General features: G+C 72.4%; 9 protein-coding genes. 5 read left to right on the top strand and 4 right to left on the bottom strand.

What is annotated here, in order from left to right; translation table 11 throughout:
* Positions 1–13: 13 nt before the first annotated feature.
* On the bottom strand, positions 14–1507 hold the full coding sequence (locus ITX44_RS40915) for a D-alanyl-D-alanine carboxypeptidase family protein (protein ID WP_205356972.1): 1494 nt from the start codon (positions 1505–1507) through the stop codon (positions 14–16).
* 1456 nt (positions 1508–2963) lie between these two features.
* On the opposite strand from ITX44_RS40915, the gene ITX44_RS11275 reads away from it, so the two are divergent.
* The 5 genes from ITX44_RS11275 (at position 2964) to ITX44_RS11295 (ending at position 8716) form a co-directional block, all read left to right on the top strand.
* Positions 2964–3665 carry a GOLPH3/VPS74 family protein gene (locus ITX44_RS11275; RefSeq protein WP_205356973.1) on the top strand — a complete coding sequence of 234 codons (702 nt, stop codon included), beginning with the start codon at positions 2964–2966 and terminating at the stop codon, positions 3663–3665.
* Positions 3666–4167: 502 nt separating this feature from the next.
* Positions 4168–5022 (top strand): helix-turn-helix domain-containing protein, encoded by an 855-nt coding sequence (locus tag ITX44_RS11280; protein ID WP_205356974.1) that lies wholly within the window; start codon positions 4168–4170, stop codon positions 5020–5022.
* 199 nt (positions 5023–5221) lie between these two features.
* Complete coding sequence (locus tag ITX44_RS11285) at positions 5222–5431, top strand: DUF397 domain-containing protein (RefSeq protein ID WP_205356975.1); 210 nt, start codon at positions 5222–5224, stop codon at positions 5429–5431.
* 222 nt (positions 5432–5653) lie between these two features.
* Positions 5654–6841, top strand: a complete 1188-nt coding sequence (locus ITX44_RS11290) for an aminotransferase-like domain-containing protein (protein WP_205356976.1) — start codon at positions 5654–5656, stop codon at positions 6839–6841.
* A 330-nt stretch (positions 6842–7171) separates the two neighbouring features.
* Positions 7172–8716: a sodium:solute symporter family protein gene (locus tag ITX44_RS11295; protein WP_205356977.1), complete on the top strand. Its 1545-nt coding sequence runs from the start codon at positions 7172–7174 to the stop codon at positions 8714–8716.
* Between the two features lie 146 nt (positions 8717–8862).
* Here ITX44_RS11295 and ITX44_RS11300 read toward each other — a convergent pair whose 3' ends face one another.
* The 3 genes from ITX44_RS11300 to ITX44_RS11310 form a co-directional block, all read right to left on the bottom strand.
* Positions 8863–9966: an ADP-ribosylglycohydrolase family protein gene (locus tag ITX44_RS11300; protein WP_205356978.1), complete on the bottom strand. Its 1104-nt coding sequence runs from the start codon at positions 9964–9966 to the stop codon at positions 8863–8865.
* 451 nt (positions 9967–10417) lie between these two features.
* Complete coding sequence (locus ITX44_RS11305) at positions 10418–11722, bottom strand: phosphodiester glycosidase family protein (RefSeq protein WP_372440878.1); 1305 nt, start codon at positions 11720–11722, stop codon at positions 10418–10420.
* A 197-nt stretch (positions 11723–11919) separates the two neighbouring features.
* The gene (locus ITX44_RS11310) at positions 11920–14490 is read right to left on the bottom strand and encodes a bifunctional FO biosynthesis protein CofGH (protein WP_205356979.1); all 2571 of its coding nucleotides are present in this window, start codon (positions 14488–14490) and stop codon (positions 11920–11922) included.
* Between the last annotated feature and the right edge of the window lie 54 nt (positions 14491–14544).

A 14544-nucleotide genomic window follows, 5' to 3' on the forward strand; every position in this document is an offset into this window, starting at 1 on the left:
GCGGACGGCGGGGTCAGCCCAGCCGGACCAGCTTGCTGCCGAACGACGGGGCGTGCAGGTCGTTCTGGAGCACCACCGGGACCGAGGTGCGGGCCGGGCCGGTGCCGAAGCCGATCGTGCCGACCTGGGTGCCGGAAGCGGCGTTGTGCGGAACGCCCTTGGGGTCGGTCGCGAGGCCGACGGCAGTGCGCATGCCGGCCCAGCCGATCGCCTTGAGGTCCTTGGCGGCGACCACCGGGGTGTGCCCGCCCATGCCGTCGTCGACGTAGCCGACGACCTGGCCCTTGTGCACTATCGCCGCCGAGGTCAGGCCGGCCTGGACGGCGTCGATGAAGGTCTGGCTGCGCTGCAGGGCGACGCTGAGCATGTCGAACGGCGTCACCTTGGTGCCGCGTTGCTGGAGCATCACGCCGAGGATCAGCTGCTCCTTGCCGTCGACCGTCTTGTGGGCGGCCCACATCAGGGCGCCGCCGGCCGGGGTGCTGGAGCCGGTCTTGATGCCGACCACGCCCACGTGCACCAGGTCCTGGTTGTTGTTGTAGATCTTGCCGACGCCCGGGATGTCGATGTTGGGCATGGCCACGACCGAGCGGAAGACCTCGTTCTTCATCACCTCGCGGGCCAGCTTGAGCTGGTCGGCGGCGGTGCTGACGGTGGTCTCCTCGTAGCCGCTCGCGCCGGTGTAGGTGGTGTGCGCCATCCCGAGCGCGGCCGCCTCCTTGGTCATCCGGGTGACGAACGCGTCCTGGGTGCCGGCGTCCCAGCGGGCCAGCAGCCGGGCGATGTTGTTGCCGGACGGGATCAGCAGCAGTTGCAGCATCTGCCGCTCGCTGAACTTCTGACCGGCCTTCACATGTGCGGTGGACTCGTCGGTGGACGCGGACTCGGCGGCCGCCTGCTGGTCGACGGTGATCAGCGGGCCGTTCTGCTTGCCGCTGAGCGGGTGGTCGCGCAGGACGACGTACGCCGTCATCACCTTGGTGACGCTGGCGATCGGCGCGGGCGTCTGGGCGCCGTGCTCGCCCAGGGTGCCGAGCCCCTCGACCTCGGCGACCGACTCGCCCTCGGACGGCCAGGGCAGCGACGGCGGCAGCGGGGCGCCGGAGAAGGTGTACGAGGGGGCCGCGGTCAGGGTCAGCTTCGGCGACGGCAGCGGGCGCACCGCCTGCACGATCACGAACACGACGGCGAGCAGCACCACCAGCGGGGTCCAGATCTTGACCCGGCGCACGGTGGAGCGCAGCGCGGTCTGCGGCGGGGGCGGGGTGTTGGTCAGCTCGGCCAGCAGCTTGAGCGGCGACTTCTCCTCGCCGGGCGCGGGCGGCACGGGCATCCCGCGGGTGCCCTCCGGTCCGATGATCTCCTCGGCAGGCTCGCCGGCCTGCCGAGGGGGCGCGGCGGGGGGCAGCGACGGCGCGGCGGGCGGCAGAGGCGCGGCAGTGGACTTGGGGGGCGCGCTGGAGGGCGTACGCGCCGCTACGGGCCGCCCGGGTGCCCCGAAGGCCACCTGGGCCCGGCTCCCGCCCGTACGGCCCTCGTCGGCCCCGCCAGGGCGCTCCGGCAGGTCCGAAACAAGCGGCTTGACGACCCGTCGCGACCCGGAGTCGCCCTTCCCGCCCCCGGCGGGCTTGTCCGTTGCGGGAGTCCCCGGTTTCTCGCCTGCGCCGGGCGCGGTGGGTACGGGCTTCGGGTCCCCCGCGGGCTTCTCGGTCACGGGCTTCCGGTCCGCTGCCGGCTCGGCGGACTTCGGCTCCGGTCCGGCGGAGGGCTTCGGGGATGCGGGCTTCGGGGATGCGGTCTTCGCGTCCGCGGCCGACTCCTCGCCTGCGCCGGGCTTCGCGGATACGGGCTTCCGGTCCGCGGCGGGCTCCGCCGTCTTCGGCTTCTGAGTCGGCTCCGCGGCCTTCGACTCCGCGTCAGGCGCCGGCTTCGGCCCGGGGCCACCGTTTCCGGACGCGGCAGGCGTGCCCTCGGCGTCCGTGCGGGCACCCGCACCGGACCCGCGCTTCGGCGCCGGCTCGGCGTCCTCTTCCCGGGCGGCCGCGGAGGCCGAGGCGGTCGAAGCGGCCGGAGCAACGGGATCAGCCGAAGCAGCCGGCGAGGCCGGAGCGGCCTTCGCCGGAGTTTCCTTCGTCCGGGGGGCAGCCGTCCGGATGGTCGGCTGGTCCACCGGGGTCACGGAGGGGCGGTCCGCAGGAGCGGGTTCCGGCCCTTTCCCGGAGCGGGAGGAGGGGGTCGGCCGTGACGCCCCGTCAGCCCCATTCGTACCGGCACTCCCAGGAGCCTCGTCCGTCCCGGGGGCTTGGTCACGATTCGATTCCGGTTTCCGGGGGGCCGCGTCCGCGGGCCGGACAGCGGGCGCCGCGGGGGTCGCAGGAGGGCCGGACGGCGCGTCCACGGGCGCCTCGTCGTCGGCCGTATTCCCCTTCGGCCCGTTGGTGGAGGGCGCGGCGGACGCGACTTCCGGGGCGGGGCGGGAACCGGTCCCGGCGTCCCGCCCGTGAGGCGTTTCCGCAGCGTGCGGGCCCTTTTGGCCGTCGGACACGGCCGGGCGGCGGTCGCCTACGTCCTCCGCTGTGCGCCCCTTCGACCCCCCGGTGGACCCGCGGAACACCGCCAGCCTCGGATCAGGGGCAACCCGGTCGACCGGCTCCCCCGTCGTCTCCTGCCGCTGCTCCCTGCCGGGGGACTCGCCCGCCACGCAGACCTCCTCCTCGTACCGCACTCATGGTGATACGACATGTACACATCGTGATGGGCACCCGCGTGAGGCGCCCCTGACCATTGCGAATCGACACCGACAGTGTCCCGCGACAGGCCCGCGGCCCGTCCGCCGCGACACCCCGTCCACCCCGTAGACGAGAACGACATACCACCCGGTTCCCGCCGATAAGGCAAAGGCGCTCTCGACAGGCCGGTGTGAGAGGCGTCACCCTGTCATTCATCCACGCGGGGAGGCATGGATGGGCAAGAGCCGCAGAACAATTCCGGAAGAGCTGTTGCTGCTCGCCCTGGACCCGACGACCGGGACCACGGCGCAGCCGCAGTCGCTCGACCTCGGCCTCGCCGGGGCGCAGCTCGTCGAGCTGGCCCTGGCCGGGCGGATAGCCCCTGACGGGGATCGTATCGCCGTGGTGCACCCACGGCCGACTGGAGATCCGACCCTGGACTCCGCGCTCGAACTGCTGCGACGCCGCGGCAGTCCGGTGCGTGCCGTCCACTGGATCGGCGGGCCCCGGCTGGGGCTGCGCCAGACGTATCTCGCGCACCTGGAGCGGTGCGGCATGGTCCACGCCGTGCCGGGACAGATGTGCGGAATACTGCCGACCACGCGGTACCAGGCGACCGACAGCGCGGTCAGCCGGGAGATCAGGGCCCGGCTGGACAGCGCGATCCGCACCGGCGTGCCGCCGGACCCGCGGACCGCCGCGCTCGCCGCGCTCGCCCATTCCGTGGGGCTCGGCAAGCACTTGTACCCGGGTAACGAGGGCCGGTCGTCGCGATCGCGCCTGCGCGACCTGATCAGGTACGACCCGATGGGCGGCCTGGTGGCCCACGCGGTGATGGACGTCCAGAACGGGGTGGCGGCCCAGCCGAAGCGGCCGCCGGCCCAGGCGCAGCGTCCGGCGGCGCACAACACCATGGCCCGGGCCGGGGTCCGCTGAACGCACCGGTACGGTCCGCGGACCGGCCGGCACGGATTCCGGCGCGCACCATCCGTACGGCGGACGCGGCGCGCAGGCGCAGTGAGCGGCGCACGCGGCGCTCGTACGGCGCGCACATCCCGTAACACCACGCACAGCAGGCACAGTACGCACAGCACCGCACCACGCGCACCTCTCGCACTGCACGGCAAGGGACGGCAGCGCGGTGTCCGTCGGCAGGGACCGGACACCAGCAGGCAGGAGCCGTCCGCAGCGACCCGGTTCCGGGAGCCGCTGTGACGCGCGGGGCGGCGGCCGCTCCCGGATCCGTCCGGGCGGCCGGCGCCCCGCGCGTCCGTCCGGGGCGCACGCCGGCGCCCGGACCAGCGCGGCCGAACCGCGGGTTCCGACCGGCGTGAACCGAGCGCCCGGACAACCTTGTTACGCCCATTCGCCAGCACATGTTGACGGGTAGTGGCAGGCTGCTGACCATCAGTAGGTTCAGCGTGGAGGTGCAGTGCCCGTGGTCGCCAACGTCAACCCCACCGTCAGGCGCCGCCGGCTGGGTTCGGAGCTGCGCAAGCTCCGTGAGCAGAAGGGGATGACGGCCGAGGAGGTCGCGGCCCGGCTGCTGGTCTCCCAGTCCAAGATCAGCCGGCTGGAGAACGGCCGGCGCAGCATCAGCCAGCGCGACGTGCGCGACCTGTGCGGGGTGTACGGCGTCGAGGACATGCGTATCGTCGATTCGCTGATGCAGATGGCCAAGGAGTCGCGCCAGCAGGGCTGGTGGCACGCCTTCGGCGACATTCCGTACAGCGTCTACATCGGCCTGGAGACGGAGGCCGCTTCCCTGCGCGTATTCGAACCGCAGGTGGTGCCCGGGCTGTTGCAGACCCCGGAGTACGCGGCGGCGATGATCGCGGGCAACCTGCCGGAGGCCACGCCCGAGCAGGTGGAGAAGCGGGTCAGCGTACGGATGCGGCGTCAGGAGCGGATCACCGAACTGGACGCGCCGCTGCGGATGTGGGCGGTCGTCGACGAGGCGGCGCTGTGCCGGAAGGTCGGGAACGCGGACATCATGCGCGCGCAACTGGACCGGCTGGTCGAGGTGAGCAGGCTGCCGCATGTGACGGTCCAGGTGCTGCCGTTCGACGCCGGCGCCCACCCGGGGCTGTCCGGCCAGTTCGCGGTGCTGGAGTTCACCGACGCCACGGATGCCACGGTGGTGTACCTGGAGGGCGTCAACAGCGACCTGTACCTGGAGAAGGACACCGACGTACAGGCGTACAGCCTCATGTACGAGCACCTGCGCGCCCAGGCGCTGAGCGCCGAGCAGACCCGGCAGTTCATCACGGAGGCCGCCGAACGGTACGTGTGACGCCGGGCGGTACGTGTGACGCGGAAGATTACACCTCCGCTTATTGCGCAGGGAAGAACCGTTGGGAATATGCCATCCGGTTGAGTGATGTACGCCTCAGAGGCGTGATGGTGGCGAGTAGCGTCGATCGTGTCAGCCGAAAAACGCCACGCTGTCCCGCGCAGCGCGGCAGCCACCAGCAGCACAGACCGGAGCAGAGATGGCAATCAAACTGGGCAGCACCCCCGCCTGGATCAAGTCCTCGCGGTCCACGGGCAACGGGGCCTGCGTGGAAGTGAAGTCGCCGGCCACCGAATCCGTCGTCGTCCGCGATTCGAAGGACCCGCACGGCCCGGTCCTGACCTTTTCCCCGCAGGCGTGGTCGGCGTTCGTCACCGACGTGGACCACGGCTCGTTCGACCTGCGCTGACCCGCTGCCGACGGCAGGGTCGGCAACCGGCACAGGAGCCCTCTCGACTGGCCGCCGTCCTGGCCGAGGGGGCTCGCCGCTGTTCGGCTCACCACCGTTCAGGGGGCGTCGTCCCGGCCCGAAGCCCCCATAACTCTCCTTGTGCGTACGGCGATCGGGACCGCCGACCGCATCGTGGAAAGTACCTGTACGCGGCAACGATCCCTCCGTAGAGTGCCGCCCATGACCGCCACCCGTGCCGCCCTGCCTCCGCTCGCCGCCCGTGCCCGGCAGGTGGGCTCCTCGCCGGTACGGGACATCCTGGCGCTCACCGCGCGGCCGGAGGTCATCTCGTTCGCCGGCGGGCTGCCGGCGCCGGAGCTGTTCGACGCGCAGGGGCTGCGGGCCGCGTTCGAGCGGGTGCTCGCCGAGCGGCCGGGGCAGGTGCTCCAGTACTCCACCACCGAGGGCGACCCGCAGCTGCGGGCGGCGGTCGCGGCCCGGCTGACCGCCCGCGGGCTGGCCACCGGCGCCGAGGACCTGCTGGTGACCGGCGGTTCGCAGCAGGGGCTGACGCTGCTGGCCACCGCGCTGCTGGAGCCGGGCGACGTGGTCTTGGTGGAGAACCCGACGTATCTGGCGGCCCTGCAGTGCTTCGGCTTCGCCGGCGCCCGGGTGGTGCCGGTGCCGACCGACGACGACGGGGTGCTGCCGGACACGCTGGAGGAGCTGGTGGTCCGCGAACGCCCCAAGCTGCTCTACCTGATCCCCACCTTCCAGAACCCGACCGGCCGTACACTGCCGGCCGAGCGCCGGCGGGCGGTCGCGGAGGTGGCCGGACGGCACGGGCTGTGGATCGCCGAGGACGACCCGTACGGCGAGTTGCGCTTCGAGGGCGCGCACCAGCCGTGGATCGCCTCGCACGAGGCCGCGGCGGACCGTACGGTGCTGCTCGGCAGCTTCTCCAAGGTGATGGCACCCGGGATGCGGCTGGGCTGGCTGCGCACGCCGGCGGCATTGCGGCGCAGTTGCGTGGTCGCCAAGCAGGCGGCCGACCTGCACACCTCGACCGTCGACCAGGCAGCGGCGGCCCGCTATCTGGCGGACCGTGACCTGGACGCACACCTGGCCCGGGTACGGAGCGCGTACCGGGACCGCCGGGACGCCCTGCTGGCGGGCCTGGCCGCGGCGCTGCCCCCGGGCAGCACCTGGAACCGGCCGGAGGGTGGCATGTTCGTGTGGGTGCGGCTCGGCGGCGGCCGGGACGCGACCGCGCTGCTGCCCGAGGCGGTCCGGCACGAGGTCGCGTACGTGCCCGGCGCCCCGTTCTTCACGCGCTCCCCCGATCCGGCGAGCCTGCGCATGTCGTTCACCACGCACACGCCCGAGGAGATCCGCGAGGGTCTGGCCCGGCTGGCGAAGGTGTTCTGAGGCCTCCTCTCCGCGGCCGCCGGGATCCCGTGTCCCGTGCGGCCGTTTCGTCATGCCCACGACGGGCGGACGTCCAGCGAAGTGCCCGCTCATGGTGGGTTCGCGATCAGGGTCATCACAATGCCAAGACACGTAAAGAGGAAGCAAAATCGTTCGTCTGACTGATCTGAGTTCAGACATATGAACGACGGGCTCTTGACCGGGGCCGCCGGACCAGAGTTCAATCCCGGCAAGTCCCCAACTCCCGCACGGGGACAGCCGTCCGAGGGCCCGAGGGAGCGTCGCAGCGAAGTGCGCTCACGTTCACAAGGCGGACCCCCAGGAGGGGACATGAACAGTCTCGACTGGCTCGTCCTCGTCGCGTACTTCGGTGTGATGATCGGGATCGGCGTCTGGTCGCACGCACGGGTCGGCGACGTCGGCGACTACTTCACCGCCGGCGGCAGAATGCCGTGGTGGCTGTCGGGCATCTCGCACCACATGTCCGGCTACAGCGCGGTGATGTTCACCGGTTACGCCGGCATCGCGTACACGTACGGCATCACCTCCTACGTCACCTGGTCCTTCCCGATCGCCATCGGGATCGCCATCGGCGCCAAGCTGTTCGCGCCGCGACTGAACCGGTTGCGTTCCAACCTGCACGTGGCCTCGCCGCTGGAGTACCTCAAGGTGCGCTACAACCTGGCCACACAGCAGGCACTGGCCTGGTCCGGGGTGCTGCTCAAGATCGTGGACGTGGGCGCCAAGTGGGCGGCCATCGCGACGCTGCTGTCGGTGTTCACCGGGGTGACCATCACTCAGGGCATCGTCATCACCGGTGCCATCACCGCCGTGTACTGCACGGTCGGCGGCCTGTGGGCGGACGCGCTCACCGAGCTCGGCCAGTTCGTGATCCAGCTCTGCGCGGGCCTGGCCATGCTGATCGCGACGCTGGGCAAGATCGGCGGGATCAGCGGGATCTGGAACGTGTGGGACAAGCCTGCCCTGCACCACCACGGGCACCCGGTGGCCGGCCCGTACACCACCGTCTTCCTGCTGGCGTACCTGTTCATCAAGACCTTCGAGTACAACGGCGGCATGTGGAACCAGGCGCAGCGCTACATGGCGACCGGTTCCCCCCGCGAGGCCAGCCGCTCGGCGGCGCTGTCCTCGGTGCTGTGGTTCGTCTGGCCGCTGGTGCTGTTCTTCCCGATGTGGGTCTCGCCGCTGCTGGTGCACGCCAAGAAGCCGGACGGCTCCGACTCCTACGGCCTGATGGTCGAGCAGCTCCTGCCGCACGGGCTGCTCGGCCTGGTCGTGGTCGGCTTCTTCTCGCACACCATGGCCATGTGCTCCTCGGACGCCAACGCGATCGCCGCCGTGGTCACCCGGGACATCGCACCCGCCTTCTCCCGCGCCGCCCGCGAGTGGACCGCCCGGGTGGGCCTGATCGCCGCCCGGATCACCACCCTCACCTTCCTGGGCCTGTCCATGGCGGTGGCCACGCAGGTCAACTCCCCCACGTTCAAGGACATCATCACCGTGGTCATCAAGTGGGTGGCCGGCCTGATGGGCCCGATCGCCATACCCTTCATGCTCGGCCTGATGCCGCGCTTCCGCCGCTCCGGCCCGACCGCCGCCCTCACCAGCTGGGCCCTGGGCCTGCTCGCCTTCTACCTGCTCAACTACCCCGTCAACGACGCCGTCTCGGGCGGCGTCGACCTCGAGTACCAGATCTCGCTTCCGCTCCTGGTCTCGCTGGTCCTCTACGTCGCCATCGGCTACATCAAGCCCGAGGACACGCCCGAACGCGACGCCATCCTGTCCAAGGTCAACACCGACGGCCCGGGCTCCGCCTCGGCAACGGTCGTGGCAGAACCAGCGGTGCAGGGCTGACCGGAGGGAGTACGGCAAGGAGGTACTACCCAGGGGCGCGAGGCCGCAGTTGATATGCGGCTGGCGCCGCGTGGGCGCGAGAACCGGCGACAGCCGGTGATCCGGGATCGACAGCAGCCACCCCTCCGGGACGGCGGCAACAGCCGTCAAGCCGCGGGATACCGCTCGAGCCAAGCCGGACTGGCCCCGGAAGGACCGTGAAGGGCAGGAGCCTGCGTCATCTCCATAGCGAAATCATCGGCGAGCTGGAGGATCGTGCTGCGACCCTCCAGCTCGGCGATCCACGCCGGGGGCAGCGCCGTCTCGCCGTGCTGGACGCCGAGGAGGTTGCCGCAGATGGAGCCGGTGGAGTCGCTGTCGCCGGAGTGGTTGACGGCCAGCAGGAGGCCGTGGCGGACGTCCTCGGCGACCAGGGCGCAGTAGACGCCGATGGCCAGCGCCTCCTCTGCGGTCCAGCCCTCGCCCAGTGCCTCGACGCGTTGCGGGGACGGCATGCCCTGGCGGACCGCGCCCAGGGCGCTCTGCAGCGCGTCGGTGGTCTCCTGGTGGCCGGGGCGGGCGCCGAGCAGGGCCAGGGCGTGCTGCACCGAGCCGTCCAGCGCCTCGCCGCGGGCCAGACCGTGCACGATGACCGCGAAGGCGCCGGCGGCGAGCTGGCCGGTGGGGTGGCCGTGGGTCTGCGCGGCGCACTCGACGGCGAGCTGGAACACCAGGTGCGGCTCCCAGCCGACCAGCAGCCCGAAGGGCGCCGAGCGCATCACGGTGCCGCAGCCCTTGGAGCCGGGGTTCTTCGGCTCGTCCAGGGTGCCCATCCGATCGTCGGCCAGGCCGGTCAGGCACGCGTTGCCCGGGGCGCGGCGGGCGTACAGCCACTCCTCGCGGGCCAGCCAGCCGGTGTCCTTGCGCCGCTCGTCGGGGCCCCACTCGGTCTGGGTGGCGGACCAGCGCCGGTAGGCGCGGTGCACGTCGGTGGGCGGGTGCCAGGCGCCGGTGTCCCGGCGGACCTGGGCGCGGATCAGGCCCTCCATGGTGAACAGCGTCATCTGTGTGTCGTCGGTGACCGCGCCGCGCCTGCCGAACGCGGGCACGTAGTCGGTCACGCCCTCCGGGCCGTGGTTCCGCTGGATCGCCTCGAGGGACTCGAACTCCACCCCTGCGCCGAGCGCGTCCCCGATCGCACCGCCGAGCAGACAGCCACGGACGCGGCTGCGGAAATCCTGCTGCTGCGCGCGTCCCCAGACAGCGGTCAAAGCGGTCCCCTTCGATCATCCCCCGATCTGAAACACGTGCTTCGCTGCACGATATCCGACGTCAGCGCGGAAGGAAGGGGTCCCGCAGGTAGGCGAAGGTTGTCCGCGAATCCCCGCCATCGGGCAGATGGCGCCGATTCTTCCGGCGCGCGGGGGCGCGTATTCGGGCGCTTTTCGCAGCGCGCCCGGCCCATTTCCGGACCGGTTTTCCCACGTTTCCCAGGTGCCCTTAGCGGTGATTCCTGAGATTTCGATGAAGTCGCCGTGGAGCTGCCGTGGAGGTTCTCGGCGAGGCTCAGTGATCAGGCTCAGCCATCGGACTCAGCGGCTGGGCTCGGCGGTCGAGTTCGGCGATCGAGTTCAGCGGCTGGGCTCGGCGGTCGAGTTCGGCGATCGAGTTCAGCGGCTGGGCTCGGCGGTCGAGTTCGGCGATCGAGTTCAGCGGTCGGGCTCAGCGGGCCGGGGCGAGGATCGCGACCGCGTTGGCGACCGGGCGTTCGGCGCCGCCCGAGGGGTGATTGCGGACGGTGGCCGCGCGGGCGCCCGGATCGCGGGCGACCAGCGTGGTGGAGCCGCCGCCGTCCAGGTCGACCGCGTCGTCCGCGCCCATCTGGTGCAGGACGGCGGCCAGTTCGGCGATGGTCAGCCCGGCGTTCGACTCGGCCGCGCCGTCCAGCGCGAGCAGGTAGAGGGTATGCCCGCCGGCCCCGAAACCGGCCGCCGTACGGGTCGCCGCGGTCTTCGTGTCCAGCCCGGCCAGGGGCGCACCGTCGCGCAGCACCGGGAAGCCGCCGACCGCGAAGACGTACGGCACCCGGCTCGCGGCCGGCGTCAGGTGCTCGCCGACCGCCGCCCGGTCGCCGACCCGCAGGGCGCGCAGGGTGTCCGCGCCCGCGTCCCGGCCGAGCAGCACAGTGGTGCCGCGCGCAATCGTGCCCGCCCCCGGGGCGGCGGCCACCGCCACGACCCGGCCGCGCCGTACCGCCACCTCGTAGGTGTCCATGCTGCACCCCGCGCCCCGGGAGGTGTCGCTGCCGCACACCGCCCGCTGCCGCGAGACGCTCCCCCAGTCCGCGGTGTACGCGCCGATGCCGCCGACCGGCAGCGCGTACTGGTTGAACCCGCCGAGCGGATACGTGCCCGCCGCCGTGCGCACCTCGCCCGTCAGGGTCAGCCGGTCCAGCCGCATCCGGTGGTCGGTGCCCATGGCGAGCACGTCCCGCGTGGTCTCGCCGGGCGGCCGGGCCGGGCCGAAGCGCTGGGCGTCCGGCACGGCGGCCTTCAGGGCCCGGCCCGAGGCGATTTCCGGCCCGTCGGCGGAGCCCGTCGGCGGGACCCCGGGGTGCTGGTCCTCGGTGATATCGAAGAAGTCCCCGTTGACCGCGCCCACCGCGTGCCGGGCGCCGGCCATCACCGACACCGCCTGCCGGCCGGCGACCGCTCCCGGCGTCAGCAGGTCCACCCGCACCCGCCGGTCGCGCAGGTCCGCCACCAGCACGTGCCCGTGCACGACACCCTTGCTGCCGGTGACCGTGAACTGCCGGTACTCCACGCCGTGCGCCAGGCGCTCCACACTGTCGTACGGGAACGGGCTGTCGGCGTCGGCCGCCGTGACCCCCACCCCGGCGACGGTGCCGAGCACCGCGAGGGCCACCACGGCGGCCCGGACGCCCCGGGCGGGCGCGGTGCGGGCCGCCCGGACGCGGTCCGGCACACGGGCCGGGACACGGGTGGCCCCCGCATCGGTCCTGGTCACGAGATCCCCCCTGCTCGCCCGGTCGACTCCGGTGTGCCGCACCGGCTTCGGTGCGGCCGTCCCAGGACTTCATCACGCCGGGTGCCGCCGGGCCAAGGAACGCCGGGGGACGAGCTCGTGAGGAGCCGCGGAATTCTCCGGAGCGTGCGGCCGTGCCACCGGTCCGTACCGGTGACACGGCCGCGGCGGCCTCTTGCTCAGTCGCCCAGGACCGGCAGCAGCTCCGGCAGGTGCCCGTCGGACGCCAGGCCGGCCGCGATGCGCTCGGCCGGGACCTCGCCGTAGAGGGTGGTGCGCTGGCGGGCCGGGCGGTCGGCGGCCTCCGCTATGGCGACCAGGTCGCGGATGGAGCGGTAGGAGCCGTAACTGGAGCCGGCCATCCGGGAGATGGTCTCCTCCATCAGGGTGCCGCCCAGGTCGTTGGCGCCGCTGCGGAGCATCTCGGCGGCGCCCTCGGTGCCCAGCTTGACCCAGCTGGTCTGGATGTTGGTGATGTGCGGGTGCAGCAGCAGGCGGGCCATCGCGGTCACCGCGCGGTTGTCGCGGGCGGTCGGGCCGGGGCGGGCGATGCCGGCCAGGTAGACCGGCGCGTTGGTGTGGATGAAGGGCAGCGTCACGAACTCGGTGAAGCCGCCGGTCTGCTGCTGGATGCGGGCCAGCAGCCGCAGGTGGCCGAGCCAGTGGTGCGGCTGGTCCACGTGCCCGTACATCATGGTGGACGAGGAGCGCAGGCCCAGTTCGTGGGCGGTGGTGACGACCTCGACCCAGGTGGCGGTGGGCAGCTTGCCCTTGGTGAGGACCCAGCGCACCTCGTCGTCCAGGATCTCGGCGGCGGTGCCGGGGATGGAGTCCAGGCCCGCCTCCTTGGCGGCGGTCAGCCAGTCGCGGATGGACATCCCGGTGCGGGTCGCGCCGTTGACGACCTCCATCGGGGAGTAGGCGTGCACGTGCATGCCGGGCACGCGCTCCTTGACCGCGCGGGCGATGTCGAAGTACGCGGTGCCGGGCAGGTCCGGGTGGATGCCGCCCTGCATGCACACCTCGGTGGCGCCCACCTGCCACGCCTGCTCGGCCCGGTCGGCGACCTGGTCCATCGACAGGGTGTACGCGTCGGCGTCGGTGCGGCGCTGGGCGAAGGCGCAGAACCGGCAGCCGGTGTAGCAGACGTTGGTGAAGTTGATGTTCCTGGTGACGATGTAGGTGACATCGTCGCCCACCACGTCCCGGCGCAGGTCGTCGGCAATGCGGCACAGGGCGTCCAGGGCCGGGCCGTCGGCGTGCAGCAGGGCGAGTGCCTGGGCGTCGGTGAGCCGGGTGGGGTCGTCGGCGGCGGTGGACAGCGCGGCCTTGACGTCCGCGTCGACCCGGTCGGGCACCAGCCCGGGCGCGGCCTGCTCGCGCAGCTCGGCCCAGTCGCCGTACACCTCGTCGAAGTCCTCGCGGCGGTCCGCGCTGCGGCCGGTGGTGTCGATGGTGCGGTGCAGGTCGGCGCGGCCGGAGGTGGTCAGCGGCGCCTCCGGCTCCTGCCAGGGCCGGCCCTCGACGACCGCGTCCTCGCGGGCCAGGCCCGTGACCGGGTCGGCCAGCGCCTGTACGTGCGGCAGCAGCCGCGGGTCGAGCCAGGGCTCGCCGCGCTGGACGAACTCCGGGTAGATGGTGAGGCGTTCCTTGAGGGTGAAGCCGGCCCGGGCGGTGTGCGCGGCGAGTTCGTCGATCTGCGGCCAGGGCCGCTCGGGGTTGACGTGGTCCGGGGTGAGCGGGGAGACGCCGCCCCAGTCGTCGATGCCTGCCTCGATGAAGCGCGCGTACTCCCCGTCCACCAGGTTCGGCGGCGCCTGGATGCGGGCGGCCGGGCCGAGCACGATCCGGGCCACGGCGATGGCGGCGGCCAGTTCCTCCAGTTCCGCGTCGGGCATGCCGCGCATGGCGGTGTCCGGCTTGGCCCGGAAGTTCTGGACGATGACCTCCTGGATGCCGTGGTAGCGGCGGGAGGTGCGGCGGATCGCGAACAGCGACTCGGCGCGCTCCTCGTACGTCTCGCCGATGCCGATCAGGATGCCGGTGGTGAAGGGCACGTTGGAGCGGCCGGCGTCCTCCAGGACGCGCAGCCGCACCGCGGGCTCCTTGTCCGGCGAGCCGTAGTGCGGCATGCCCGGCTCGGACCACAGCCGGGTGGCGCTGGTCTCCAGCATCATGCCCATGGAGGGCGCGACGGGCTTCAGGCGCTGCAGGTCGGTCCAGCTGAGCACGCCGGGGTTGAGGTGCGGCAGCAGCCCGGTCTCCTCCAGCACGCGCACGGACATGGCGCGCACATAGGCGAGCGTGTCGTCGTACCCGTGCGCGTCCAGCCACTCGCGGGCCTCGGGCCAGCGGTCCTCGGGGCGGTCACCGAGGGTGAACAGCGCCTCCTTGCAGCCCATCTCGGCGCCGCGGCGGGCGATGTCCAGCACCTCGTCCGGCGACAGGTACATGCCGTGGCCCTCGCGGCGCAGCCGGCCGGGGACCGTGACGAAGGTGCAGTAGTGGCACTTGTCGCGGCACAGGCGGGTGAGCGGGATGAACACCTTGCGGGAGTACGTGATGACGCCCGGGCGGCGGGCGGCCGCCAGGCCGGCGTCGCGCACCCGGGCGGCGGTGGCGGTCAGCCGGGTCAGGTCCTCGGCGCGGGCCTGGAGGAGCACCGCGGCCTCGGAGACGTCGAGGGCGACGCCTCCTTCAGCGCGGTGCAGGGCGCGGCGCATGGCGGTTGCGGTGGGCGGCACGGTCATTCCCCGAATATAGGTGGCCCCACCGACATTCGGGGGTGCCCGACAAGCCGGACC

Source organism: Actinacidiphila acididurans (assembly GCF_016918855.1).
Taxonomy (GTDB): Bacteria; Actinomycetota; Actinomycetes; order Streptomycetales; family Streptomycetaceae; genus Actinacidiphila; species Actinacidiphila acididurans.